The organism is Hyunsoonleella ulvae, assembly GCF_016827605.1.
GTDB classification, from domain to species: Bacteria; Bacteroidota; Bacteroidia; order Flavobacteriales; family Flavobacteriaceae; genus Jejuia; species Jejuia ulvae.
In genome coordinates this window covers 163,635-188,628 of record NZ_JAEPJQ010000003.1, presented here as the reverse complement: position 1 = coordinate 188,628, position 24,994 = coordinate 163,635, and the positions used below count along the sequence as shown (strand labels likewise).

Sequence of the window (24,994 nt, the reverse complement as noted above, 5' to 3'; positions counted from 1 at the left end):
GAACGTTTTGGGGAGGCCTATAACTAGTTTTAATTTAAACAACTTTCCTGATTCCCCATAATAGAATACATCCACAAACCCATATAAATTCAACAGACAAAAACACAATTAATGCTATAACTTATGTAAATTTGCACCTCAATTATTCAAGACAATGTACAGAAGTCATAATTGCGGCGAATTAAGAGCTGCACACATTAATACAGAAGTTACCTTAGCGGGTTGGGTTCAAAAATCTAGAGATAAAGGTTTTATTGTTTGGGTAGATTTAAGAGATCGTTATGGCATTACCCAATTAGTTTTTGATGAAGAACGTACAAACAAAGAATTAATAGAACAAGCGCAGAATTTAGGTCGTGAATTTGTAATTCAAGCTAAAGGAACCGTGGTAGAACGTGCTTCTAAAAACCCCAACATGCCAACTGGAGATATAGAACTTTTAGTTTCAGAATTAAACATATTAAATGAAGCCGAATTACCTCCCTTTACTATAGAAGACAATACAGATGGCGGAGAGGATTTAAGGATGAAATACCGTTATTTAGATATTCGCAGAAATCCAGTAAAAGACAGCTTAATCTTTAGACATAAAGTTACCCAAGAGGTTCGCAATTATTTATCAAATGAGGGATTCATTGAAGTTGAAACACCTTATTTAATAAAATCAACCCCAGAAGGAGCGCGAGATTTTGTGGTACCATCCCGAATGAATGAAGGCGAATTTTACGCATTACCACAATCACCACAAACCTTTAAACAGTTGTTGATGGTTGGTGGTATGGATAAATATTTTCAAATTGTAAAGTGTTTTAGAGATGAAGATTTACGTGCCGATAGACAACCAGAGTTTACCCAAATAGACTGTGAAATGGCATTTATTGAGCAAGAAGATATTTTAAATGCATTTGAAGGTTTAACAAAACATTTACTTAAAGAAGTTAAAGGTATTTCTGTTGAAAAATTCCCTAGAATGCAGTATGACGATGCCATGCGATTATACGGTAACGACAAACCAGATATTCGCTTCGGCATGGAATTTGGCGAACTTAATGCAGTAGCGCAACATAAAGATTTTAATGTATTTAATACTGCAGAATTGGTAGTTGGCATTGCAGTTCCAGGTGGTAATAGTTATACCAGAAAAGAAATTGACAAACTGATTGATTGGCTTAAACGTCCGCAGGTAGGTGCATTAGGTATGGTCTATTGCCGTTGTAATGAGGATGGCTCATTTAAATCATCAGTAGATAAATTTTACGATCAGGACGATTTAGCCAAATGGGCTGAAGTTACAGGTGCAAAAACAGGAGACCTCATTTGTGTATTGTCTGGAGACACCAACAAAGTACGCACACAGCTAAGTGCATTACGTATGGAGTTAGCAGAACGTTTAGGTTTACGAAAACCAGATGAATTTGCCCCACTTTGGGTTATGGACTTCCCGCTATTGGAATGGGATGAAGAGACCGAACGTTACCATGCGATGCACCACCCATTTACAGCACCAAAACCTGGACAAATAGAATTATTAAAAACCAATCCAGGAGCTGTGAAAGCTAATGCCTACGATTTAGTATTAAACGGTAACGAAATTGGTGGTGGCTCTATAAGAATTCATGATAAGGAAACACAAGCCTTGATGTTTGATTATCTAGGGTTTACTCCAGAAGAAGCCAAAGCACAATTTGGATTCTTAATGGATGCATTTCAATATGGTGCACCTCCACATGGCGGATTGGCATTTGGACTAGACAGATTAGTAGCTATTTTAGGCGGACAAGAAACCATTCGTGATTTCATTGCTTTTCCTAAAAACAATTCAGGACGCGATGTCATGATAGATGCGCCAGCTCCTATTGATGACGACCAATTAGAAGAACTAAGTTTAAAACTAAACATAAAATCATAACTCAAAAAAATCCCGCAATTGCGGGATTTTTTGTTAATTTTAATCATGCAAATAAAACGCTTTTTCTATTTTACTTTTATTTTATTTTCCTGTTTAGGGTTTTCTCAAAACTTAACTGGCGAACAATTATTAGAAAAGGCTATTACCTACCATGATCCAAATAACAACTGGCCTATATTTAAAGACAACTTCCATATTACTATGGAAATCCCTGGAAAGCCAAATCGAGATAGTAAAATCGTTATAGATTTACCGAATGAATTCTTTTCAGTAAAATCAAAAGTAAACGATACTATTTCAGAATACATCATAAATAAAGATAGTATTACCATAGTTTTTATGGGAGACCAAAAACCTTCAGAAACTACATTAAAATCTCAAAATCTAAGTAAAGAACGTGCAAAGCTCTATCAAAACTATTATACATATTTGTATGGTTTACCTATGAAATTAAAAGACCTAGGGACAGTAGTGCATAAAACGGTGGAGACCAAGGAATTTAAAGGAAAAACATATCTTGTTTTAAAAGTCACTTATGAAAAAGATGTGGGAGAAGATACATGGTATTTCTATTTCAATCCCAAAAACTTTGCTATGGAAGTATATCAATTTTTCCATGATGAGTCTAAGAATGACGGAGAATATATTTTACTTTCAAAAGAAGAAACTATTAACGGTATTAAAATGCCAAAGATTAGGGCTTGGTATATGAATAAAGACGATAAATATTTAGGTACTGATATTTTAAAACCGAAACAATAATTATGAGTTTTAAAAGTATTTTACGTAAATTTTTGATTTGGAAATACAAACATATTTCCGAACGTCAATTTATCTACATACTTAGTATTCTTGTTGGTTTTTTAGCAGGATTGGGAACTGTGACGCTAAAAAACTTAACACATGCTATACGAGCATTTTTTATATCCAATGTGTTTAAAGATTACCAAAGCTCACTCTATTTTATTTTACCTATTGTTGGATTATTATTAGTGTATATTATCAAGCAAACATGGCTAAAAAAACACATTGGGCATGGTATTTCAACAACACTGCACGCCATATCTAAACTTAACGGTATTATTCCCAGATACAATATTTATGCAGCATTAATAACCGCCCCTTTAACAGTGGGGTTTGGTGGTTCTGTAGGATTACAAGGGCCCGCAGTAAGCGTGGGTTCTGCTTTGGGATCTAACGCAGCACGTTTGTTTCACATGAACACCAAAACACGATTGCTACTTGTATCTTGTGCAGCGGCTGGGGCCATGGCATCTATGTTTAAAGCACCTATTGCAGCAATTATTTTTGCTATTGAAATTTTTAGTTTAGACATCGCATTCGCTTCGTTGGTTCCTTTGCTACTGGCTTCTGTTTCAGCAGTTGTTACTTCCTATTTTTTCTTGGGTACAGATGTGTTGTTACGCTTTGAACTCACTGATAAATTCCAAATTAACGATATTGGATTTTATGCTGTTTTAGGTATCGTTACAGGTTTAATGTCGGTATATTACTCTAAGGTATTCTTTGGTATCACTAATTTTTTTAAACAATTTGAAAGTCGTGCTAAACGCCTTTTAATTGGCGGATTGGCTATTGGCACCATGCTTTATGTTATTCCACCGCTTTATGGTGAGGGGTATGGAGTGATGAATAATCTTCTAAAAGGTGACCATATCGCTGCTATAGGCACAACACCTTTTACTTTAGATTTAGAAAATGTGTGGATTGTAATTGGGTTACTTATAGGTATTGCTATTTTTAAAGCCATTGCCATGACTACTACCTTTGGTGCTGGTGGTGTTGGTGGCGTATTTATTCCAACACTTGTAATGGGTAGTGCTTTAGGGAATGCTTTCGCTAAAATCATCAATAATTTAGGATTAGATTTTCATGTTTCAGAATCTAATTTCACGCTAATAGGGATGACAGGTTTAATGGCTGGTGTACTACATGCGCCTTTAACTGCAATTTTCCTTATTGCCGAAATCACAGGTGGGTATGAACTATTTGTACCGCTTATGTTAGTAGCTGCCATTTCATTCTCCATTACTAAATACTATATTTCCCACTCCATATACACTTTAAAGTTAGCCAAACGTGGCGAGTTAATTACACACAACAAAGACAAAAATGTGTTAATGATGCTTCAAATAGACAAAGTAATTGAGACCAATTTTATCATCTTAAAACCAGAAATGAAACTCCGTGAAGTTCTTGAGAATGCAGTGGCAAAATCTTCAAGAAATCACTTTCCAGTAGTTAATAAGAAAGGGGAATTTTTAGGAGTTATCCGTTTAGACGATATTAGGCACATGATGTTTAATGTAGATTTATATGACAAAGTAGATGTAGAAAGCTTAATGCATGCTGATGCGGGCATCATTAATTACGAAAAAGACAACATGAATAGTATTATGGAGAAATTTAAAACCAGTGGCGCTTGGAATTTACCGGTTATTAAACATGGAAAATATTATGGGTACATCTCCAAATCTAAATTATTAACCGCTTACAGGCGACAACTTATTAACGTTACGCAATAACCATAATGAAATATCTCATAATAATACTAACCTTGGCTAGCGCTGGATTGATTATTTCAGGATTCACAATTCAATCAGATTACTCCCAAAAGTTAATTGGCTCTGGAGTAGCATTATTGTTTCTAGTTGTTTTCCCTATATTCTCCTATTACCGATGGAAAGATAGAGACGTAAAGGAATATATGTTAACCAAGGAAAACCTAGATAAAATGCGTGAGAGTCAAAAAGATAAAAAACACTAATGTTGTTGCAGCACATTAACAACAAAAAGATAGTGCTTCACATTAGTGTTCATTTAAAAAGAATAAACACCTCTATTGTTATCTTATGTTTTAAGCCTAACCATCTTCCTCTTCTCTCCCATCCAACTATCCAATTTTAAAAAATACACATAAGGGTTTGGTGTGATTATTGTTATATTTAATGCATTAAAACCGCAAATGAAACTAAAAAAACTCTCTTTACGTACACGTATTTTTATTGTGATGATAGTATTGGTACTTATAGCTTCAGTACTTATAGCTGCTGTAGCCATTTATCAATACAACGAAGAAACCACCGAGTACCACATACAACGTCTTAATCGTAAAGAACAAAATATCAAAACACATTTAAGGCGCGTTTTAAACGGGAGACAAAACACTTGGGAAGTAAAAACAAGAAACATTCCTTTAATCTTCAAAGATGAGATTAGTAACATTGCTGACATTCATCAATTGCAGGTTAACCTATACGATTTAGAGGGAAATTTGCTTATAACCTCAAAAGCAGATTTAAAACCTGACGAGGAAGATAAATGTATTGAAACGCATATTTTAAATGCCATTTCAAATACTGCAGATCATCGTTATGTTGATAAACTAACTGAAAACGGCTCTACCTATCAATCTTCTTACACTTTTATTTATGACAAAAAGTTTAAACCTTTAGCCATTTTAAATTTACCTTATTTAGAGCGGGACGATTTTCTATCAAAAGAGCTAAATGAGTTTTTAGGCAGGTTAGGAATTGCCTATTTATTTGTTTTAATTATTGCTGTTGCTATCGCATTTTTGTTATCAAAATATATTACAAAATCACTTAAAACGATTAGTGAAAAAATTATAGCAACACGGCTTGAAAAACGAAATGAAAAAATTGTAATTGAAGATTCAAGTCAAGAAATTTCAACCTTGATAGACTCTTACAATAACATGATAGATGAGCTTGAGGAGAGTGCAGTGCAACTGGCACGAAGTGAACGCGAACAAGCATGGAGAGAAATGGCAAAGCAGGTTGCCCATGAAATTAAAAATCCATTAACCCCTATGCGTTTAACAGTACAGAACTTTCAACGTAAGTTTGATCCTAATGATGAAAACATTACTGCCAAACTAAACGAATATAGCAAAACACTTATTCAGCAGATAGATACCATGAGCTCTATTGCATCGGCGTTTTCAAACTTTGCCAAAATGCCCGCGCAACAAAAAGAAACACTAGATGTCACAAATATTACAAAATTAGCATTAGATATTTTTAATGAAGATTATATTGTATTTACATCTGATGATGATGAAATAATTGCCAAATTTGACAGAACACAACTCATTAGAGTGGTAACAAACCTGGTTAAAAATGGAATTCAATCCATACCAAAAAACAAAACCCCTCAAGTTTTAGTAAACGTTGGGCAAGATGATAAAAATGTAATTATTACTGTGGCTGACAACGGTTCTGGAATTTCTGAAGACAACAGGAGTAAAATATTCGAACCTAAATTTACCACTAAAACCAGTGGTATGGGGCTAGGTTTGGCTATGGTAAAAAATATTGTAGAAAACTATAACGGTACTATTTCGTTTACCACTGAAACTAATAAAGGCACCGTTTTTAAGGTAGTTTTTCCAAAAGAATCTTAACACATAATATAAAATGAGCTATACCAATTTACTAGTATATTCTGAAAATGGTATTACAACCATAACTATTAATCGTCCTAAAAAATTAAATGCACTAAACCAAGACACGATACAAGAACTGCATGAAGCTTTTAAAGCAGCTGATAACGATAATACCACTAAAGTAATTATTATTACTGGCAGTGGCGAAAAAGCCTTTGTAGCTGGTGCAGATATTAGTGAATTTGCCGACTTTAACGTAGAAGAGGGCACACATTTAGCTGCAAACGGACAAAAATTACTCTTCAATTTTGTTGAAAATTTAAGTACTCCTGTAATTGCTGCAATTAATGGTTTTGCTCTTGGTGGAGGATTAGAGTTAGCAATGGCATGCCATTTTAGAGTAGCAAGTAACAATGCTAAAATGGGGTTACCAGAAGTATCTCTAGGTGTTATTCCCGGGTATGGTGGTACACAACGCTTAACGCAACTGGTAGGTAAAGGACGCGCTATGGAAATGATTATGACGGCGAGTATGATAGATGCCAATCAAGCCTTAAGCTATGGTTTGGTTAACCATATAGTAACGCAAAGTGAACTTTTGGATGTGTGCGATACCCTTGCGACCAAAATCGCACGTAATTCCCCAACTGCTATTAGCGCGGCCATTAGAGCTGTAAATGCGAATTTTAAAGAAGGCGTTAATGGTTACCGAACCGAAATTATGGAATTTGGTAACTGCTTTGGAACCAACGATTTTGAAGAAGGCACCACAGCCTTTTTAGAAAAACGAAAGGCAAACTTTTCGGGCAATTAACCTAACTAGTCTTTTGTAGGGTCCTGTTTTTTTCTTTGAGAATAGCCAATTGTTTTTCAATAAATGTAATTGCTTTTTCTGTTTTATAACTTGTTTTAGAAGCTAAATCCTTAATATCCTCTTTTAGTTTTTGTTTACCAGAAGCTGCCGTTTTAGATAAGTCTTCCTTAACTTCAGAGAAATCTTTTACCAATTGATCTTTTATGTCTTTACCTTCTTTTTTTAAATTTTCTCTGGTATTGCTTCCTTTATCTGGTGCCAATAAAACACCTACAGCAGTGCCCAATAAAACACTACCTGCGATTAAAATCCCTTTATGAATCATAGTTTTTCTTTTAAATGTTAATCTTGTCTATTTATTAGTGGTTAAAATTACCTCTTTGTTACAAACAAATTCAATGCCAAGTATTTACGTCTATATTTTTTAAAACTTTAAATAGCATCTTACCAATTGTGGTGTTTGTTAATAACCCATTTTTACTTTAACATTTTTCAAAAGAAATAATATTTAATTTTATTGGGCTTCTCTCAAGCAAAATAACCTATATTTTATTAAAATGAACTCAAAATCTGCCATTAAAGGACGTGGTGCACAACTTAACGTCCCTAACCGTTTCTTCGAATTGCGTCACGAAATGCGTGATGATTTTTTGGAATTTTGTCAAAAACAAGGAGAAAGTCCTGATAAAAATAAAACCAAATACCTAGAAGTTTTTCCAAAAACCATCGTCAATAAAGTAACAAGTCCAGATATTGGTATGCTGTATTCCATGAATCCTTACCAAGGCTGCGAACATGGCTGCATCTATTGTTATGCCAGAAATACACACGAATTTTGGGGCTATAGTGCTGGGTTAGATTTTGAACGACGCATTTTAGTAAAAAAAGATGCTCCCAAATTATTAGAGCAACAGCTAAAAAAGAAAAGTTGGAAAGCACTCCCCATAATATTATCGGGAAATACGGATTGTTACCAACCTGCCGAACAAAAATTTAAAATTACAAGACAATGTTTGGAAGTATTTTTAAAATATAGACATCCAGTAGGTATTATTACCAAAAACTCTGGAATTTTGGAAGATTTAGACATACTTACAGATTTAGCAAAGTACAACTTGATAGGTGTTAATATATCTATTACTTCATTAATAGAAGATACCAGAAGAATTTTAGAGCCTAGAACTACAACAAGCAAAAAACGATTAAACACCGTAAAGGAGTTAAGCAATCATGGTATTCCAGTAAACGTCATGATAGCTCCCATTATTCCGGGCATCAATAGCCATGAGGTTCTTAAAATCGCAAAAGCAGCAGCAGATCATGGAGCAGTTTCTATTGCGCACACTATAGTAAGACTAAATGGTGCGATTGGAGAAATTTTTACGGATTGGATTAAAAAAACTATGCCAGATAAGGCTAAAAAAGTATTGCATCAAATTGAAAGTTGTCATGGAGGTACTTTAAACGATTCTCGCTATGGTACAAGAATGCGAGGAGAAGGTAAAATTGCAGAGCAAATTAATACCTTGGTAACATTAGCACAACAACAATATTTTAAAAACAAAAAGATGCCTAGGCTAAATTGTAATTTACACGACCAGTACAAAGACGGACAATTAAAGCTTTTTTAATTAGTATAAGTACAATACATAAAACAAAAAAAGAGCGGACAGTTAGTCCGCTCCTGAGTAATTAGATTATTTGAATTAGTCTATTATTAGAAAAATTTTACAAATTTTTGTCCTTCAGTCATAAAAACAATTTTGTATTGCCCTTTACTAAAATCACGTAATTTGTACACCCTTTTAATATGCTTAGTATCAGTAATTGTTTCAGAGTGTATTAATTCATAAGATGAGGAGTAAGTAGAACCTTCTTGGTAAATCTTTATTTTTAAAGGCTTTTTCTCAAGAGATAATTGAGATACCAATAAATGATCGTTTCTTACTACAGTTAAAGGTTTAAAAACAGTTTCAGACTTTGATTTATCAAAAGCTACATCACTAGCTTTAACTGTAAAAGGAATAGTAGTAATTTCCATATCCTTATCAAGTTCAAAGAAGTAGCTACCATCAGGAAGAGACGTTAAATCGAATCCTTTTTTATAGACCCCGTTTTCTTGTATTGCTTCCTTATATAGTATTAAACCGTTTTCATTTTTAATTGTAAATAGATCTCCCTTTTTTACCTCCATTAAAGTGAGTGTGGTTTTACCGGCGTCACCTTTAGAAATGTAAAATGATTTGTCGTTAGCGTATCCTATAACCGTAACCAATAGAGCTACCATTAAAAATACTTTTTTCGAAGTGTGAATTACGTTTTTCATGATTTGGATTTTTTAACGTTTTACACTCCAAAATTACATCAAAGAGAACTACTGTAACACATTGAAATTGACCAATTTATATGCAAAATTATCTGTTAAATTTATGTTATCTCACTATAGGGTTAATATGCTATAATGTTGAGTTAATTACCTACATTTTATGGGGTAATGTAGCATAGATATATAATGTATTAACCCAAATAATTTTTTGAAAAAAAAATAAAAAAAATGAAAGTTATTTTTGTGTTAAGCAAAAAAAAAGTGGGCCACCACAGCCCACTTTAACCAACTAAACTAAATAAGACATTAAAATTAATTATTAATGTATATGATATATGTACTTTTTATGTGCAGTACAGTATTTTTCTATGTCTTTCTTGAAATGCTTTAATCATTTAAGTGATTCATCACATTTACATTACAAAGATACTTTGGATGCATATCCTAAAAAACAACAATTTTGGCTTATTTATATGCTATTTTAACCGTTAAACAAATGTTAACTAAACGTTAAGTTAAAATAGTATAATTTTGAGGTAAAAAAATATACAATGAATGCATAATAAATGGTAAATTTGCATTAAAATTGCCACAATGATTAACAAAAAGCCTACTTTAGAAAAAGTAACTCCCAGTTTTGGAAGTTCTATACTGGTAAAACAGCATTTAGAACGTGTTGACAAGAACAATGCATTCTGGCATTTTCATCCAGAATTAGAGTTAGTATATGTAAATAAAGGACAAGGAAAAACGCATATTGGAAATCACTTATCCTACTTTAATAATAGTCAACTTATATTAATAGGTGCCAACCTTCCTCATAATGGTTTTGCAGACAGGTTAACCGCCAATGGCTCTGAGACTACTGTACAGTTTAAGTCTAATTGTTTAGGCGACTATTTTGTAAACATTCCAGAAATGGCTAATGTTTCTGCATTATTTGCCCGCGCAGAAAAAGGAATACGTTTTGGTATAGAAACCAAAAGAGTAGTAGGCCCAATAATAGATACGCTTACCGAACTTCAAGGATTAAAGCGTATTATTAGTTTTCTAAAAATATTAAACTATTTAGCAAATACAGAAGATTACACACTGTTAAATGCAGATGGAATTGCTTTTGAGACCAACCCTCAAGACAGTGATAAAATTAAAGTAATTTATAAATACATAAATTCTAACTTCCAAGACCATATAGCTCTGGACGAGATAGCAGATAAAGTAAGTATGACTGTACCTGCATTTTGTCGTTACTTTAAAAAAACCACTGGAAAAACCTTTACCCAGATGGTAAATGAATACCGCATTGTGCACGCTACTAAGTTATTAAATGAGAGCCAGATGAGTATCGCTGATATTTGTTATGAATGCGGATTTAATAACTTTTCGCATTTCAACAAACAGTTTAATGACATTACGGGTAAAAGTGCATCTCAATACAGAAAGGAGATAAAACATATTATTCAATAACACTTATTAAACAATAGTTGTGTTATTTGATGATTACACGTTTAACACGTTGGGAAATGGAAGTAATTAATTCATAAGAAATAGTACCTGCATGTTCTGCCAACGTTTCGGCAGTAGTGGTTTTTCCATCAAAAATTACAACCTCATCCCCTTCCTTACAATCAATATCGGTAATATTAACCATAATCATGTCCATACAAACATTACCTACAATAGGTGCTTTTTTCCCATTTATGGTAACAAAACCTTTGCCATTACCATAAATCCTGCTAATACCGTCGGCATGCCCCAAAGGCAGTGTGGCTGTTTTAGTTGAGGGAGTATTACTCTTGTAAGTACGGTTATAACCTACAGACTCTCCCTTTTCTATATGATGTATTTGCGAAATCACTGTTTTTAAACTAGCAATAGGTTTTAAATGAGCACTTTCCTTTTCAGAATTCCCATAACCATAAAGCCCAATGCCACAGCGCACCATATCAAAATGAGCATCAGGATAATTTAAAACACCAGAAGTATTGCATATATGCAGCATAGGTTGATACCCTAAAGCACCAGAGAAACTTTCGGCAATAGTCTTAAAAGCTCCAATTTGCCCATTTGTAAATGCTTCTTCATTTAAATCTTCACTAGCTGCTAAATGAGAAAATAAAGATTTTACTTTAATGGCCTTTGTTGCTTTTAGTTTAGAGACTATATAGTCTACATCATTTTCCCAGAATCCTAAACGATTTAAACCTGTATTGAACTTTATATGGATGGGGTAATGGTTTTCTTTTCTTGCTTCACTAAATGCGATAAACTCATTTAAAATTTTAGCATTGTATAAGTTAGGCTCCAGGTGGTTTTCAATCAAAATATCAAAATTAACCTTAAGTGTATGTAAAACCAGTATGGGTTTGGTAACACCTGCTTGTCTTAACGCAACCCCTTCATTAGCATAGGCTACAGCAAAATAGTCAATATTTAAATCTTGTAAATAATTTGCAATTTCATTAGCATCATTGCCATAAGCAAAGGCTTTAACTACCGCTAAAAACTTTGTATTATTTTTTAGTTTAGATTTTAAATATTCAAAGTTATGCTTAAGTGCGTTTAAATCTATTTCAAGAATGGTTTCTTGTACTTTAGGCATCAGGATTTCTTTTGTTTAGGAGAAACGTCTTCTGCTTCTTTAACTTTCATAGTTTTTATCTTTTCGCTCATTGTAGCCTTGTAATACGCAGCCCTGCTCAACGGTTCGTATTCATCCACCTCTCCTAGCATTACAATATCGTCGTTTTTAGATTTCCTATAACTATATTGAGCTAAATTGCCCGTTCTCGTACACACAGCATGTACTTTGGTAACATACTCGGCAGTGGCCATTAAATATGGCATAGGTCCAAATGGATTACCCTTAAAATCCATATCTAATCCAGCAACAATTACCCGAATACCTTTATTGGCCAAATCATTACACACGCGTACTATTTCATCATCAAAAAACTGGGCTTCATCAATACCTACTACATCGCAATTATCTGCTAAAATAGGAATGTTAGCTGCAGCTGGCACAGGTGTTGAACGAATTTGATTCTCATCATGAGACACCACCATATCCTCATCGTAACGCACATCAATTGCTGGTTTAAAAATTTCAACCTTTTGCTTTGCAAATTGCGCACGTTTTAAACGGCGAATCAATTCTTCTGTTTTTCCTGAGAACATAGAACCACAGATGACTTCAATCCACCCAAATTGTTCTTTATGATTTACGGTATTTTCGAGAAACATTTTGTAATTTTAACACTAAAACCATGCTGTTGCACGTTTTGCATAAAGGTGGCGTAAATTTATTAAAATCGAAAGTGTAAAGTGCATTAATTTTTTAAAATTATATAACAATGAAGAAGAAGCTAGAATCTGAGTTGGTTAGTATTGCCCATAGAATTCTAAAATTAAAAGGTAAAGAAGATGTGTTAAAAATGCATGAAGAAGCACGTGCGCTTTATGAGAAACTTTCAGTTCTAAAATTTGCACATGAAAATTTTGATGATGATATCCCAACTATCGGTAATAATTCTTCTTTTTTTGATATGTTAGATACCGCCTTTAACAACAAAATAAGTGATAATATTGAGGTTGAAGATAAAATATATATTAATCTTGACGATGTGGTAGATGATGATATTTCTGAGCCAGTTATGAACAAGATTAAAGACATGGTAGAGTTTATGCCAGAAAAAATTCAGCAAAAAGAAGTAGATGAAATCGTTGAATCTGTTGTACCTAAAAAAGAAAATATAAAAGGCGAATTGGAAGATTTAACAGCAGATTTTAGGGATTTACCAGTATTTGAACCTATATCGAAAACACAAAAAACAAACGGCCATAAAAAAGTATCTCTTAACGACCGAGTGAAAAGCGGCGGTTTGAGTATTGGCTTAAACGATAAAATTGCATTTATTAAACATTTATTTGACGGGAATACCGCAGATTATGATCGTGTGATTTCTCAATTAAATACTATTGAATCCCTTGAAGATGCCAATCGTTTTATAGAAACCATTGTAAAACCTGATTATAATAATTGGCAGGACAAAGAAGACTTTGAAGCACGTTTAATACAAATTATTGAAGCCAAGTTTAATTAATTTATATCAGGTTTTTTTCTATGTGATAAGCTTGTTTTACCATATGTTTTACTACCAGAACGTGAAAAGGCTTTATAACACCCATATAAACCTTACCTAACAGATTATTATACTCAACAAGCGTAGTTACTTTAATATTGTGCTTTGGTGCGTTGGAGTTATAAATACTCACTCTAAAATTAAGATGTTTATCATCAGCACCTAGTACAATTTCATTTTTTTCTCTGCTATATATTTTAAAAAAAGCATTTTCATCCCCAATTTTTGTTTGCTCATCAAAATCTCTTGGGTTTACAGTTTCTAAACCCAATCTTTTTACTAGGGCATTTCGTAAATCCATTAAATACATTACCCAACGTGGCATGGTTCCAAAAATCATAGTCATAATAGTATCAAGAGAATGTACATGATTCGTAGTAGAGAACGTATCTTTAAAATCAACTTTAGAAAGTGCATGTTTTATACCACTTGTATCTGGAGTATCTTCTAATTTAACTTTCATACCGCATAATGATTTTAAAATTAGGTCAAATATACTAAAATTATTTCAAATTAGGTCAAACTTACTAATTTAGTATCTTTGGTTTATGAAAAATACTAAAGACATTATTTTACAAACTGCTTTAAAACTATTTAATACAGAAGGTTTAGCCAAGGTAACTTTAAGAACCATAGCTAACGAAATGCACATTAGTCAAGGTAATTTAAATTATCATTACAAAAAAAGAGAACATATTATTGAAGCATTGTACTTTAAAATGGTAGAAGATATAAACCAAAGTATTGTTAAAAATATGAACTTAAAAGACCTGCTCCAAGCGCAAGTATATCTATTAAAAGCAATATTAAACACCTTTTACAATTATCGCTTTTTCTTCCTAGATTTTGTTTTAATCATTAGGGAAAACCCAAAAATAAAGGCACATTATACACAATTAATGAAACAACGGGAGACAGAATTTTTAAGTAGTATACATATACTTATTGAAAACAAAATAATAAGGCCAAGTGCTATTCCTAACGAATATTCTAATCTCTTTAAGAGATTTCAAATTTTAAGCGATTTTTGGATGTCCTCAGTTGTAATTGAAAAAAATAGAGTTACCAAAACATCAATCAATCAATATGTAGAGGTATTAATGCAATCGTTATTTCCATACTTAACTCATAAAGGACAAAATATGTATAAGTCATTATCTTTGACATAACGAAAAAGACAAAACAAAATGGGTAAACTTTACCTTGTTCCTACTCCAATTGGAAATTTAAAAGATATTACCTTTAGAGCCATTGAGGTTTTAAAAGAGGTTGATATTATTTTAGCTGAAGACACTCGTACTTCTGGAAAACTTTTAAAGCACTTTGAAATTACCACTCCAATGCAATCGCATCATATGCACAACGAGCATAAAACGGTAGACAGTATAATTCAAAAGTTAAAAAGCGGAATTTCCATAGCATTAATAAGCGATGCGGGAACACCAGCGATTTCAGATCCTGGGTTTCTATTATCCAGGGCTAGTATTGAAAATGAGATAGACATTGAATGTCTGCCAGGTGCCACTGCATTTGTACCAGCTTTAGTAAACTCAGGACTACCAAATGATAAATTTGTATTTGAAGGTTTTTTACCTGTAAAAAAAGGTCGCCAAACAAGATTACTATTCCTTGCCGAAGAAACCAGAACTATGGTATTTTATGAAAGTCCGCATAAACTGGTAAAAACTTTGGGGCATTTTTGTGAGTATTTTGGAGAAACCCGACCAATATCAGTATCCAGAGAGTTAACAAAACTCTACGAAGAGACTGTTCGAGGAACAGCCAAAGAAGTATTTGAATATTACTCCAATAAACCACCAAAAGGAGAAATAGTAATTGTTGTAGGTGGTAAAAATAAATAAAATGAACATAGAAGAATTTAAAAACAAACTTATAAATAATCCAACCGAAATTGAATTTTCTGAGACTATGGCTATAATAGACTCTAATTACAATTTTACACCAACCGCTTTTAAAAACGGAAGTTTAGAAAATGTAACAGGGCAAAATTCTGGCTCTTGTAAACTATTTGCTTTTGCTGAAGCGCAAAACTTAACAAAAGATGAAACTTTAGCGTGTTTTGGTAAGTATTATTTTGTAGATGTACTACAAGACCCTAATGGGGACGGACATCAAAATATTAGAAACTTTATGAAAACGGGTTTTGAGGGCTTGTCTTTTAACAACACACCTTTACAAAAAAAATGATTTATTATTCTGAACTAGTTTCAAAATCTCATATTATCTTTTGCAACAATTACTTCAAGACATAAAAAACTGCACCATCTGCAAAGGGCATTTACCATTAGGACCTCGCCCTGTGGTATCTGCACATCCAGATTCTAAAATTGTAATTATCGGGCAAGCTCCTGGTACAAAAGTACATGCTTCTGGGGTGCCTTGGGATGATGCCAGTGGCAAGCAACTAAGAAAATGGTTAGGTGTAAGTGATGACATGTTTTATGATGACACCAAATTTTCTATCGTACCTATGGGATTTTGTTACCCTGGAAAAGGAAAAACAGGCGATTTACCTCCTCGCCCAGAATGTGCACCTCAATGGCATAAACCTTTATTTGATAAATTGAAACATGTTGAGCTGGTTATTCTAATTGGCATGTATGCCCAAAACTATTATTTAGGCAAACAAGCAAAAAAAACGTTAACGGAAACTGTTAAGAACTACCATGAATATTTACCAAAGTATCTAACACTACCCCATCCATCCCCAAGAAATAGATTTTGGTTAACTAAGAACCCTTGGTTTGAGGTTGAGGTTTTGCCAGAGTTAATGAAACAGGTAAAAACTATCCTGAATTTGTAATAAGGTTATTAATGTTTTTAGGGATTGATTTCTTTCAGTTTGAAAAACAACTAAATACAAAATAAACATTAAACCATTATATAACAAAAACAGCCTTTCACTAAGGGAAGGCTGTTTTAAATCAGTGCAGTTAAAGGTTTTCTAATCTCTACTAATATCGTTAATGGTTATTTGATTGTTACCAGCATTATATGGTAAAATATCTTCAGAAATCATTTTACCATCTTTATAGACCCTAATGGTTTTTGTATTGTTTTTTGCTGATATTTTAGAGGTTAAATTCCCCTTTTCATCATAAACTAAAGATGAAATTACTTCATCATTTTTCTTTCTGGTTTCAGAGCGCACCTGTCCCCCTTCATAATACTCTATAATCTTACCGTATGGGACACCTCTGTTATATGCTGAAAACTTTTTTAATTTTCCAGACATATAATACAGCAAGTCTTCTCCATGAAGTTTTCCATCATAATACTTAGAATGTGTAAATACTTTACCATTGTTGTGATAAATAATATAGTCCCCATTTAACACACCCTGTTTCACAGTAAATTCTTCCCATTTTTTAATTGAGTCCCCAACAATGTAATGGCCATCCATTATTTGTTTTGTAGAGTTTTCTCTATGAATTTTCTTTCCATTGTGAGAATAGATAGAGTAAGAATCTCTTGGAATAAACTTTGGACCCTCGTTTTTTACCTCGGTTTTACAATTAAGTAAACATAAAAATGCACACAAAAACAGTGCTTTTAAAGTAATCGTAGATTTTTTCATATTTAGATTGGTATAATTGGTTGCCCCTAAAGTAACAACAAACTCTTAAAAAACAAGTTATTATGTAAAAATAATCGACGAAATGCACTTTTTTATATAAATTTAGGTTTATTATGCACAATGTAACTAGTAAAACATTATCAAAAAAATAAGTATAAAACCTAGATATTCATGTAGCAAGTTTATGTTTACAAAAGAGTAAACTTTTACTTCTAATTGATGATGACTATTTAAAAAATTAAATAGTTCCAATCTTTTTTTGTGAAAAAAACCTCCCTATTTATAGAGAGGTTTCAAATACTAAGAGGCATAAAGCATCCGTTTAATTTTCAATATTTAGAGAGTTTCCAAAAATCCAAGTTTTATATTCATCGCCGTAATATAAATATGCTGTACTTGCCGGTGCTTTGTAATGTCCTGCAATATCTGCCTTTAGATCTAAACGTAGCGTTTTGGTTTGGCTACTGCCAAAATCTCTCCAATAAAACACTAAATAATTATCAAAAACTTCGTAGAAAGCTACCTTTTGTTGTTCTAAAATTTCCTTAAGCTGCCATGGTTGTACTGTGGTTCCTGAGGGGATACCTATTATTGCTGTTACCATTCCCAATGGTTCTTTACTTGTATTTTCAACATTTAGAGTCATACTAACATTATCTCCTACTTTATAAGATGTATTAGTATTGGCAAAAACAGTTTCTAATTTTAAAGGACACTTTGTTGAAGTATCGGGTAAGGCACTATCCCAAGATACATTTAATGCATAAGGGAAGGTAGCATTTGGATTGCTATAGTGTATTTCAACGGTTTGACTACCCTCTTTAAAGTAACTAGAAAGCTCACTTAATACAATTTTACCATTACCATCAACCTTTAATTTTTCTTGAAATTCATTTCCATTTATTACTAACCTTATTGTGTCATTAGCATTGATTATTTTTTGTTTTTCCAACTTAGTATAAGTAATTAATGCTTTTAGAGCCATTACGGTAGCTTGTGTAGAACCAAACCTACCATAGCTTCTTTTACTTAACAGGTGTTCTATACCTTTTACTATTAAAGTTTTATCTATTGTGTTTTCCTTTAACAATACAAGTAAACTAAAGGCCAGTGTTTCAATATTCTTAGAATTACCATAGGATCTTGTTATAGTATTTTTTACTGGTAAGTTCTCAAAACCGTATTTATCAATATTACTCTTAATGTTTTCAACTAAAACTTTGGCGTTTTCTAACTTCTTTAAATTATAACTTGCAAGTGCTAAAAGTGCCATCTTGTAGGTGTCATTGCTATTTAAGGCATCTTTATAGGCTGTATTATACTCCAAATTAAAATCTGTTTTTATTTTGGCTTCACTTAATGCATATACTATATAAGCGTTGGCTACATCAATAGGCGAGCTCCTAAAACTATCATATCCTTTATTGCTTTTGTGAAAACCTCCTAAACCATCTCTTTTACTTATTAGCCATTTTACAGTTCTATCAATCATTTTTTGATCTACACCTTCAAATACTGCTTTCATCTCGGTAAATTCAATTATCCCATAAGCAGTTAAAGTCTCATGTGGTGGCGTATGCCCAAACCATTCAAAACCACCTTTTTTCGTTTCAAAACTAACAAGACGTTCGTATCCTTTTTTGATATAGTCCATCGCTTTCGCCTCAATTTCTGGATTACTTTTTCCAGTTTCTTTTAAATATTGTAATACCATAATATTAGGGTAGGTAGAGGATGAGGTTTGCTCAAAACAACCATAAGGCTGCCTTAAGATGCCCTCAATACCGTTCATTACATCTCCAACTACATCTGTGTAAATATTAAACTCTGCCTTTATGCTGTTGCCAACAACATGATTAATTTCAAAACTAAATGATTGTGATTTAGATCCTGAAACCGACATTTCTGTTGGAAAATAAGGACTTAAAATGGTTGCTTTTCGTTTTACAACATCAAAACTATGTTCTGATTTAAAATTTGCTGCAATGGTTACATCTTCTGCTTTTTCTAAAGGAACAATCTTAATGTTTTTAACGACAGATTGTTTAGCTTCCATAGTAATTTTAGACTCATAAGAATCTAATATTTTTAAATGTTTTGGTAGTATTAATTCCAGGTTTCCTGAAATACGCTTTTCTGTATCGTTGGTAATTGTAATTGGTAAAACAACAGTATCGTTTAAAACCATGTAATTTGGCGATTTAAAATCTACATTTATAAATTTATTTGTGGCATACGTTGTTTCATTTCTACCTACCAGCCCATTAAAACCAACACCTTCGGCTGTAATTTTAAAAGATGTAATAGCATCAGAATTATAAAATTCAAATTTAGCCTTACCAAGTTCATCAGTTTGTATTACTGGGTTCCAATAAATGGTTTGTCTAAAATCAGTACGTTCCTCTGGTACTATTTCACTATTATACTTTGGCACATAAAATACTTTTGAAGCATACGTTTTTTCGTTTTGAGACGCCTCATAATAATAAAAAACAGCCGATGCATAGTTGTTGTACTTAGCATTGTTTAACTTTTTCTTACCCCAGTTTCCATATAAACCTTTGCTTTTAGTAGTAATTACTATAACGCCATTTGCTCCTCGGCTACCATATAAAGAAGTTGCTGCTGCATCTTTTAGAACAGATAGCTCACTAACATTATTAAAATCTATATCACTAATTTTTTGTGGTACGCCATCTACAATGATTAGTGGACTGCTATTACCCTTAAAACTACTTGCGCCTCTAATATATACCTTAGAACTAGTTCCTGGAGCAAACCCATCAGAAATTGTAACTCCGGAAACACGCCCTTGGAGTGCTTTTACAGCAGCATTAGTATCCGATATATCTTCTGATTTTACATAACTAACAGCACCGGTAACCGTACTTTTTTTACTAACTCCATAACCAATAACCACAACTTCATCTAAAGCATCTGTATCTTCGTTTAAAGCAATATTTGTGATGGCTTTTTGCTTAATATTAGTTTTTAACGGTTTGCTGTTTTTTAAAAAAAGTTTTGATTGTTCTTCCTGCGATATATCTTTCTTGTTTAGGTTATTTGTAATAACTCCGTTTTTATATTTGTTTTTAATAATGCGCAATTTTTTACCATCATCAGTGTAAGCAAGTAAAACAAGGGTTGCCAAAGCTGTAGATTTAAATTGAAATTCGCCCTCATCATTGGTTTTAAATACCAAAACATTATAACCGTCTTTATTGAATAATAACAAATTGGCTTTAACAGGCTTTCCTTTTTTATCTACTACAACTCCTGAATACATACCTTTTATTTCTGGCTGAAACACTGCATTTTCATAAGTTATAATCGGTTTCTTAATATAATTTCTCCACCCATGAGTTAACATTACATAGTCTAAAGCAGCATAAGATTTCGGTTCTTTAGGATTGAAATAAAAAGAAGGTTTATGAATTTTTCCTTTTAATTCTGAAGACAATAATAAGCCAGACAAAATATGGTCTTGTTTATCATCAGCGAAAGATAATAACTTATTATCGGCAACGGCAACTGATATATTTGAGGGTATTGGTCTACCATTTATATCTGTTGTTGTAATAGTAGCTTTTACTTTTTCTCTTGTTTTATAAATGGATTTATCCAATGCAATATCTACCTTAAGTTGTTTGCGGGCATTTAAAAAAACCAACCGCTCTGCCATTACCGTTTGCTTTCTATCTAGAATGCTAAATTTTGTAATTCCCATAGGAAATTTTTCAGTCTCAATTTTAATAATTCCCTCAGAGGGAGAAATACGTTTACTAACAAGTATTTTTGTACCATTGGACACCTCTAAGAATAATGGTTTTTTCTCTGACGAGAAGATGTTAACCTTAGCGTCTATGCTATCTGTAATTACTGAAAATTTAGTGCCGAAGTTATGAACTTCAGGAAGTTGAATTCGTCTTTCTGAAATAAAAGGAGTTTTTATTTTTGCAAAATACGATGTGTTTTTTGCCAACATATCAAAGGCTCCCATGCCATCATGAAAACTCTTAAAGGTTTTAATGATATTGCCATTTTCATCAAGAATATTACCTGAAACGTCAACAGGTTCCCCAAACTCGTTAATTGCTTTAAATGCTATTTTGTTGGTGGTATTTGCAATAATTTTTCCGCTTTCAGGAAAAAACTGTAAATCGATATTATCTAAAACAACAGGTACACTTCTCGATATAGATTCAGTATTTCCCTTATAAGGCATTAACACATTTAGAACAACATCAGTTGTATTTAAATCCTCTGGTAATACAAATGTTGGGTTAGCTTTACCTTTGTTATCTGTGAGTATAGTTTTTGTAATTATAGTTTCGCCTTTTACAGAAACTTTACACGTTACAACTTTTTGTTTTAAAGGATTATTCTTAAGATCTTTTGCTTCAAAATTTGCAATAACTTTTGATGCTTTCCCATAGCCTTCTTTTTCAAATTTTAAATTTAGTAAAACGTTTGGTTTTACTATTTTTTGAATAGTGATTTGTTTTGTAAAAAAAGATGTTGTGCCAAAATTGCGCATCCAGTTGGTGTAAGTTTTTAAGGTGTAAATACCGCCAACCCAATTGCTATTAATATCAAAATCGCCATAAGCATATCCATTTTCAACTGAAAGCCTAATTGTTTTTACTACCGCTCCTTTTGGAGAAATTAATTCGGCAATCATTATATCGCTAGTACTTGAAATAGTATTGCTTTTAGTTACAATATAGGATTTAAACCAAATGGTTTCTCCAGGGAAATAAAACGATCTATCAGTTTGAGTATATATTTTTTCAATTGGTGCTTTTTTACCAGATATTGATGTGAAAGACACCAACGAAATTACTGTTATAAAGAGTACTATAGTGTGTTTAAATTGACGTTTTATATGTATCATAATATTATATTTTAAGGTTGATATTTACACCTACTTCGCTGGTAAGTGGTACGTTAAAAAAATTAAGTCCGTTTGCTGAAGTATTGTCGTATAGATTGCCGTAGGGCGAAGCTCCATGAAACTTTGTCCATGTTATGAGATTATTGGCATAAATACCCACATCCAAAGAGCGAATAAAATCGTCTTTGGCATTTTCTTTAAAAGTATAATTAAGATGTATTGATTTTAAATTGATATAACTCCCGTCTTCAATAGCATTCTCGGCTATGCCTTCAAAACCATAACGTACAAATCGGTTGTCTGAAACTGGAAGGTTTGGATTATAAAAATCTACTGGAACCGTATTTGTGACACCTTGGGCATTTACACCGTCAAACACAAAATTACTTATGTTTCTTTCAATGGCACTTTGCTGGGATGTACCAAAATAATTCAATACATTTTGTGTACCATTCCAAATATCTCCACCTTTTTGAAAATCTATTAAAAAATTAAGAGTAAAGTCGTGTAATGTTATTTGATTATTAAAACCAAGATTGAATTTGGGAATAGGATTCCCAATTATTTGGGGCTCAGGATGCACCAGTGGAAATCCATCGCTGCCAATTATAAGTTTATTGTTTTCATCTCTAGCAAAAGCTGAGCCGATAATAACACCCGCTAGATGCCCTTCAATCAAGTTTCTTGATACTGTTGAGAAACCGGCAATAGGTATAGAAATTCTATTATTTAACACCTTAAACACTCTGGGTCTATATGTGGAAAACGTAAGTTTAGGATAATATTTAAAATTGTTTGCGAAGTCTATGTATGCGCCTAAAGCTATTTCAACACCAGAGTTTTTAACATTTGCCACATTATCTAACCTAAATGTATTGTTTTCAAAAATGGGGAATACCGTATTTTTTGTAGTATTTGTAAAATGGGTAAAACCAAAATCAAAATGCGATCCTAATGCTCTAAATTGAAAATTAAAGTTAAACTCTAGGTTTTGTTTCTCTTCAAGGTTTAGGGTATTATCAATAAATAAATCATTAATTTCCCTGTAGCTTAGAGTCTCTTCAGGACGAAGGTTTAAACTATTATGACTGAGATTTTCGTACAACAAACTAGCATCGTTAATGTCTCGCGATGCGCTTGCAGAGAGTGTTATATTGTAAAAATCGTAAACATCAATAATATCGTCTAACTTCCATTTAACCTGCAATGCTGGTAAAAACCATGCATTCTTTTGTATGGATGAAGCATAAGAGTTATTACTTAAACCAATAATTAAGTCATCATAATTTAAATTATAAGTTAGTTTTTGTTGTAGCCTTAAAACGTGCCTAAACAGGTATTTTTCGTTGGAAATGGTTGTTTGAGGATTATTGAATGAATCATTAAACCCTTCAGCTTGAAAGAGACTATATTTTAAATCTTCATAAAGATAATCTGTAGATGAGTTAAGATTGAATTGTGATTGATTAACTTTCTTTTCAAAATTAAAATTCACGAGTGCATTTACTTTGTTATTATTCCAACTTCTATCGCTTAAATAACCTTCTACAAAACCATTAGTATTACGAATTACACCAAAATATTGTTGGTTTTTAAAACCACTGTAATTCACTTTTGCCACCATGGTATTGTCTTCTGAAATTTTCAATTCATTTGAAAGTGCGGCAATAAATCCTGTATGTGTTTCTTTGTTTCTATTATTTTGAAATAACCAATTAGGATTATTGAATCTATTTGGACTAAAACTTCGTTGTGTACCATCTGGTAAAGTTGAACTTTGATTGTTTGAAAAACTTGGAGGTGTAATCCATGTATTGAAAAGTAGGTTGTTTTGAAATCCGTTAATATTTGGCTGATTACTTTGTTGGCTATTAAATTTCACAAAAGCATTCCACACATGTTCATGATTAAGATTGTTTTCATATTTTAATATCATATTATTAGAATTGTTTCTTTCCTTATTATAAAGGTCTTTTTGCGATTTGTGGGTCATATCAAATCTAAACGAAGAAGCATTAGTATTGATATTGAAAAACAGGTTGTGGGTAGCATTTAAACTCGCATTAAAAATAGAATTATCATATGCATTAGAAGATAGGCCGTTGCCATTTCCTATATTTACCAATTGCCCATTAGTATCGTATGGATAGCTAGCACCATTAAATTCTAGTAGATTTAACTGTGGCCCATAAGAAAAAACAGTTCCTGTTTCTGGACCTTGAAATGTAAAAGTACCATTATTGGAAGCACCTTGGCTGTATGTGTTTTGTAGTTTTGGTAAGTTGCGCTGTTTTACAAACTGAAATCCGTTGATGGTTTTTAAACCAACTTCAAAATAAATATCTGGATCAAAATACGTAAGTTTAACCTTGTCTTCCTTAATATCAATAGTCTTAATCCTGTTATGTTCGAAACTGGAATTTCTATTGTAACTTCTTGGGGAATCTGCAATTGAGGTAATTACAAATTCTGACGATTTATAATTTTCTAAAGCATTTATATAAGCATTACTCTTTATCAATTCAGCAGGTACCTTTTCTGTAATTACCGTTTCTGAAGATGTACCAAACATATCTGAGGTTACAGTAACTTCTTTTGTAGCAAACCCTATATACTTGAATACTAGAGCATCGCCTACACTACAAGTAATGCTGTAATTGCCATCAAAATCTGTTGTTACACCAGTAGTTGTACCTTTTATCTGAATGTTAACACCTGGTAATGGATAACCCTCATTATCTTTTAAAACCCCTGAGACTATACCTTGTTGAGCATATGCTGAAAAGAAAGATAAAGTAAATAAAAGTACAAATAGAACTTTGGTTAGATGTGTTTTCATTTGGTTTAGTCTTTAGATACATCAAACCTAATTCTGAAAATAG

The 24,994-nt window shown here is 32.6% G+C and carries 21 protein-coding genes; 13 read left to right on the top strand and 8 right to left on the bottom strand.

Annotated features, from left to right (window positions below; genetic code table 11):
* Nucleotides 1–154: 154 nt before the first annotated feature.
* From aspS to JS605_RS09810, 6 genes are all read left to right on the top strand, one after another.
* Nucleotides 155–1,909 carry an aspartate--tRNA ligase gene (gene aspS, locus JS605_RS09835; protein WP_203257549.1) on the top strand — a complete coding sequence of 585 codons (1,755 nt, stop codon included), beginning with the start codon at nucleotides 155–157 and terminating at the stop codon, nucleotides 1,907–1,909.
* A 45-nt stretch (nucleotides 1,910–1,954) separates the two neighbouring features.
* Nucleotides 1,955–2,671 carry a DUF6503 family protein gene (locus JS605_RS09830; RefSeq protein WP_203257548.1) on the top strand — a complete coding sequence of 239 codons (717 nt, stop codon included), beginning with the start codon at nucleotides 1,955–1,957 and terminating at the stop codon, nucleotides 2,669–2,671.
* Nucleotides 2,672–2,673: 2 nt separating this feature from the next.
* Nucleotides 2,674–4,455, top strand: coding sequence for a chloride channel protein (locus JS605_RS09825; protein ID WP_203257547.1), 1,782 nt, complete (start codon nucleotides 2,674–2,676; stop codon nucleotides 4,453–4,455).
* Between the two features lie 5 nt (nucleotides 4,456–4,460).
* The gene (locus tag JS605_RS09820; protein ID WP_203257546.1) at nucleotides 4,461–4,697 is read left to right on the top strand and encodes a hypothetical protein; all 237 of its coding nucleotides are present in this window, start codon (nucleotides 4,461–4,463) and stop codon (nucleotides 4,695–4,697) included.
* Between the two features lie 198 nt (nucleotides 4,698–4,895).
* The gene (locus tag JS605_RS09815; protein ID WP_203257545.1) at nucleotides 4,896–6,356 is read left to right on the top strand and encodes a sensor histidine kinase; all 1,461 of its coding nucleotides are present in this window, start codon (nucleotides 4,896–4,898) and stop codon (nucleotides 6,354–6,356) included.
* 13 nt (nucleotides 6,357–6,369) lie between these two features.
* The gene (locus JS605_RS09810) at nucleotides 6,370–7,152 is read left to right on the top strand and encodes an enoyl-CoA hydratase/isomerase family protein (protein WP_203257544.1); all 783 of its coding nucleotides are present in this window, start codon (nucleotides 6,370–6,372) and stop codon (nucleotides 7,150–7,152) included.
* 1 nt (nucleotide 7,153) lies between these two features.
* On the opposite strand, the gene JS605_RS09805 is transcribed toward JS605_RS09810, so the two are convergent.
* Nucleotides 7,154–7,477 carry a YtxH domain-containing protein gene (locus tag JS605_RS09805; protein ID WP_203257543.1) on the bottom strand — a complete coding sequence of 108 codons (324 nt, stop codon included), beginning with the start codon at nucleotides 7,475–7,477 and terminating at the stop codon, nucleotides 7,154–7,156.
* A 232-nt stretch (nucleotides 7,478–7,709) separates the two neighbouring features.
* On the opposite strand from JS605_RS09805, the gene JS605_RS09800 reads away from it, so the two are divergent.
* On the top strand, nucleotides 7,710–8,783 hold the full coding sequence (locus JS605_RS09800) for a PA0069 family radical SAM protein (RefSeq protein WP_203257542.1): 1,074 nt from the start codon (nucleotides 7,710–7,712) through the stop codon (nucleotides 8,781–8,783).
* An 86-nt stretch (nucleotides 8,784–8,869) separates the two neighbouring features.
* On the opposite strand, the gene JS605_RS09795 is transcribed toward JS605_RS09800, so the two are convergent.
* Nucleotides 8,870–9,478 (bottom strand): hypothetical protein, encoded by a 609-nt coding sequence (locus JS605_RS09795; RefSeq protein ID WP_203257541.1) that lies wholly within the window; start codon nucleotides 9,476–9,478, stop codon nucleotides 8,870–8,872.
* 594 nt (nucleotides 9,479–10,072) lie between these two features.
* Here JS605_RS09795 and JS605_RS09790 point away from each other — a divergent pair.
* Complete coding sequence (locus JS605_RS09790; RefSeq protein ID WP_203257540.1) at nucleotides 10,073–10,945, top strand: AraC family transcriptional regulator; 873 nt, start codon at nucleotides 10,073–10,075, stop codon at nucleotides 10,943–10,945.
* 22 nt (nucleotides 10,946–10,967) lie between these two features.
* Here the strand turns inward: JS605_RS09790 and alr are convergent, their stop codons facing one another.
* On the bottom strand, nucleotides 10,968–12,080 hold the full coding sequence (gene alr / locus JS605_RS09785; protein ID WP_203257539.1) for an alanine racemase: 1,113 nt from the start codon (nucleotides 12,078–12,080) through the stop codon (nucleotides 10,968–10,970).
* On the bottom strand, nucleotides 12,080–12,721 hold the full coding sequence (locus JS605_RS09780; RefSeq protein ID WP_203257538.1) for a thymidine kinase: 642 nt from the start codon (nucleotides 12,719–12,721) through the stop codon (nucleotides 12,080–12,082). Before JS605_RS09780 ends, alr begins: the two co-directional genes overlap by 1 nt.
* A gap of 110 nt (nucleotides 12,722–12,831) precedes the next feature.
* Between JS605_RS09780 and JS605_RS09775 the strand changes: the two genes are divergently transcribed.
* Nucleotides 12,832–13,581, top strand: coding sequence for a hypothetical protein (locus tag JS605_RS09775; protein ID WP_203257537.1), 750 nt, complete (start codon nucleotides 12,832–12,834; stop codon nucleotides 13,579–13,581).
* Nucleotide 13,582: 1 nt separating this feature from the next.
* On the opposite strand, the gene JS605_RS09770 is transcribed toward JS605_RS09775, so the two are convergent.
* Nucleotides 13,583–14,083: a DUF2867 domain-containing protein gene (locus tag JS605_RS09770; RefSeq protein WP_203257536.1), complete on the bottom strand. Its 501-nt coding sequence runs from the start codon at nucleotides 14,081–14,083 to the stop codon at nucleotides 13,583–13,585.
* Nucleotides 14,084–14,168: 85 nt separating this feature from the next.
* Here JS605_RS09770 and JS605_RS09765 point away from each other — a divergent pair, with 85 nt between their 5' ends.
* From JS605_RS09765 to JS605_RS09750, 4 genes are read left to right on the top strand one after another with little or no spacing between them, the layout of a single operon-like run.
* Nucleotides 14,169–14,789, top strand: coding sequence for a TetR/AcrR family transcriptional regulator (locus tag JS605_RS09765; RefSeq protein ID WP_203257535.1), 621 nt, complete (start codon nucleotides 14,169–14,171; stop codon nucleotides 14,787–14,789).
* Nucleotides 14,790–14,807: 18 nt separating this feature from the next.
* Nucleotides 14,808–15,482 (top strand): 16S rRNA (cytidine(1402)-2'-O)-methyltransferase, encoded by a 675-nt coding sequence (gene rsmI / locus JS605_RS09760; RefSeq protein WP_203257534.1) that lies wholly within the window; start codon nucleotides 14,808–14,810, stop codon nucleotides 15,480–15,482.
* Nucleotide 15,483: 1 nt separating this feature from the next.
* On the top strand, nucleotides 15,484–15,828 hold the full coding sequence (locus JS605_RS09755) for a HopJ type III effector protein (RefSeq protein ID WP_203257533.1): 345 nt from the start codon (nucleotides 15,484–15,486) through the stop codon (nucleotides 15,826–15,828).
* Between the two features lie 40 nt (nucleotides 15,829–15,868).
* Nucleotides 15,869–16,444: a uracil-DNA glycosylase family protein gene (locus JS605_RS09750; RefSeq protein WP_203257532.1), complete on the top strand. Its 576-nt coding sequence runs from the start codon at nucleotides 15,869–15,871 to the stop codon at nucleotides 16,442–16,444.
* Between the two features lie 141 nt (nucleotides 16,445–16,585).
* On the opposite strand, the gene JS605_RS09745 is transcribed toward JS605_RS09750, so the two are convergent.
* The 3 genes from JS605_RS09745 to JS605_RS09735 all read right to left on the bottom strand — a co-directional run bounded on the left by JS605_RS09745 (nucleotide 16,586) and on the right by JS605_RS09735 (nucleotide 24,951).
* Nucleotides 16,586–17,218 carry a toxin-antitoxin system YwqK family antitoxin gene (locus JS605_RS09745; RefSeq protein WP_203257531.1) on the bottom strand — a complete coding sequence of 211 codons (633 nt, stop codon included), beginning with the start codon at nucleotides 17,216–17,218 and terminating at the stop codon, nucleotides 16,586–16,588.
* 322 nt (nucleotides 17,219–17,540) lie between these two features.
* Nucleotides 17,541–22,112, bottom strand: coding sequence for a TonB-dependent receptor plug domain-containing protein (locus JS605_RS09740; RefSeq protein WP_203257530.1), 4,572 nt, complete (start codon nucleotides 22,110–22,112; stop codon nucleotides 17,541–17,543).
* A gap of 4 nt (nucleotides 22,113–22,116) precedes the next feature.
* Nucleotides 22,117–24,951, bottom strand: a complete 2,835-nt coding sequence (locus JS605_RS09735; RefSeq protein WP_203257529.1) for a carboxypeptidase-like regulatory domain-containing protein — start codon at nucleotides 24,949–24,951, stop codon at nucleotides 22,117–22,119.
* Between the last annotated feature and the right edge of the window lie 43 nt (nucleotides 24,952–24,994).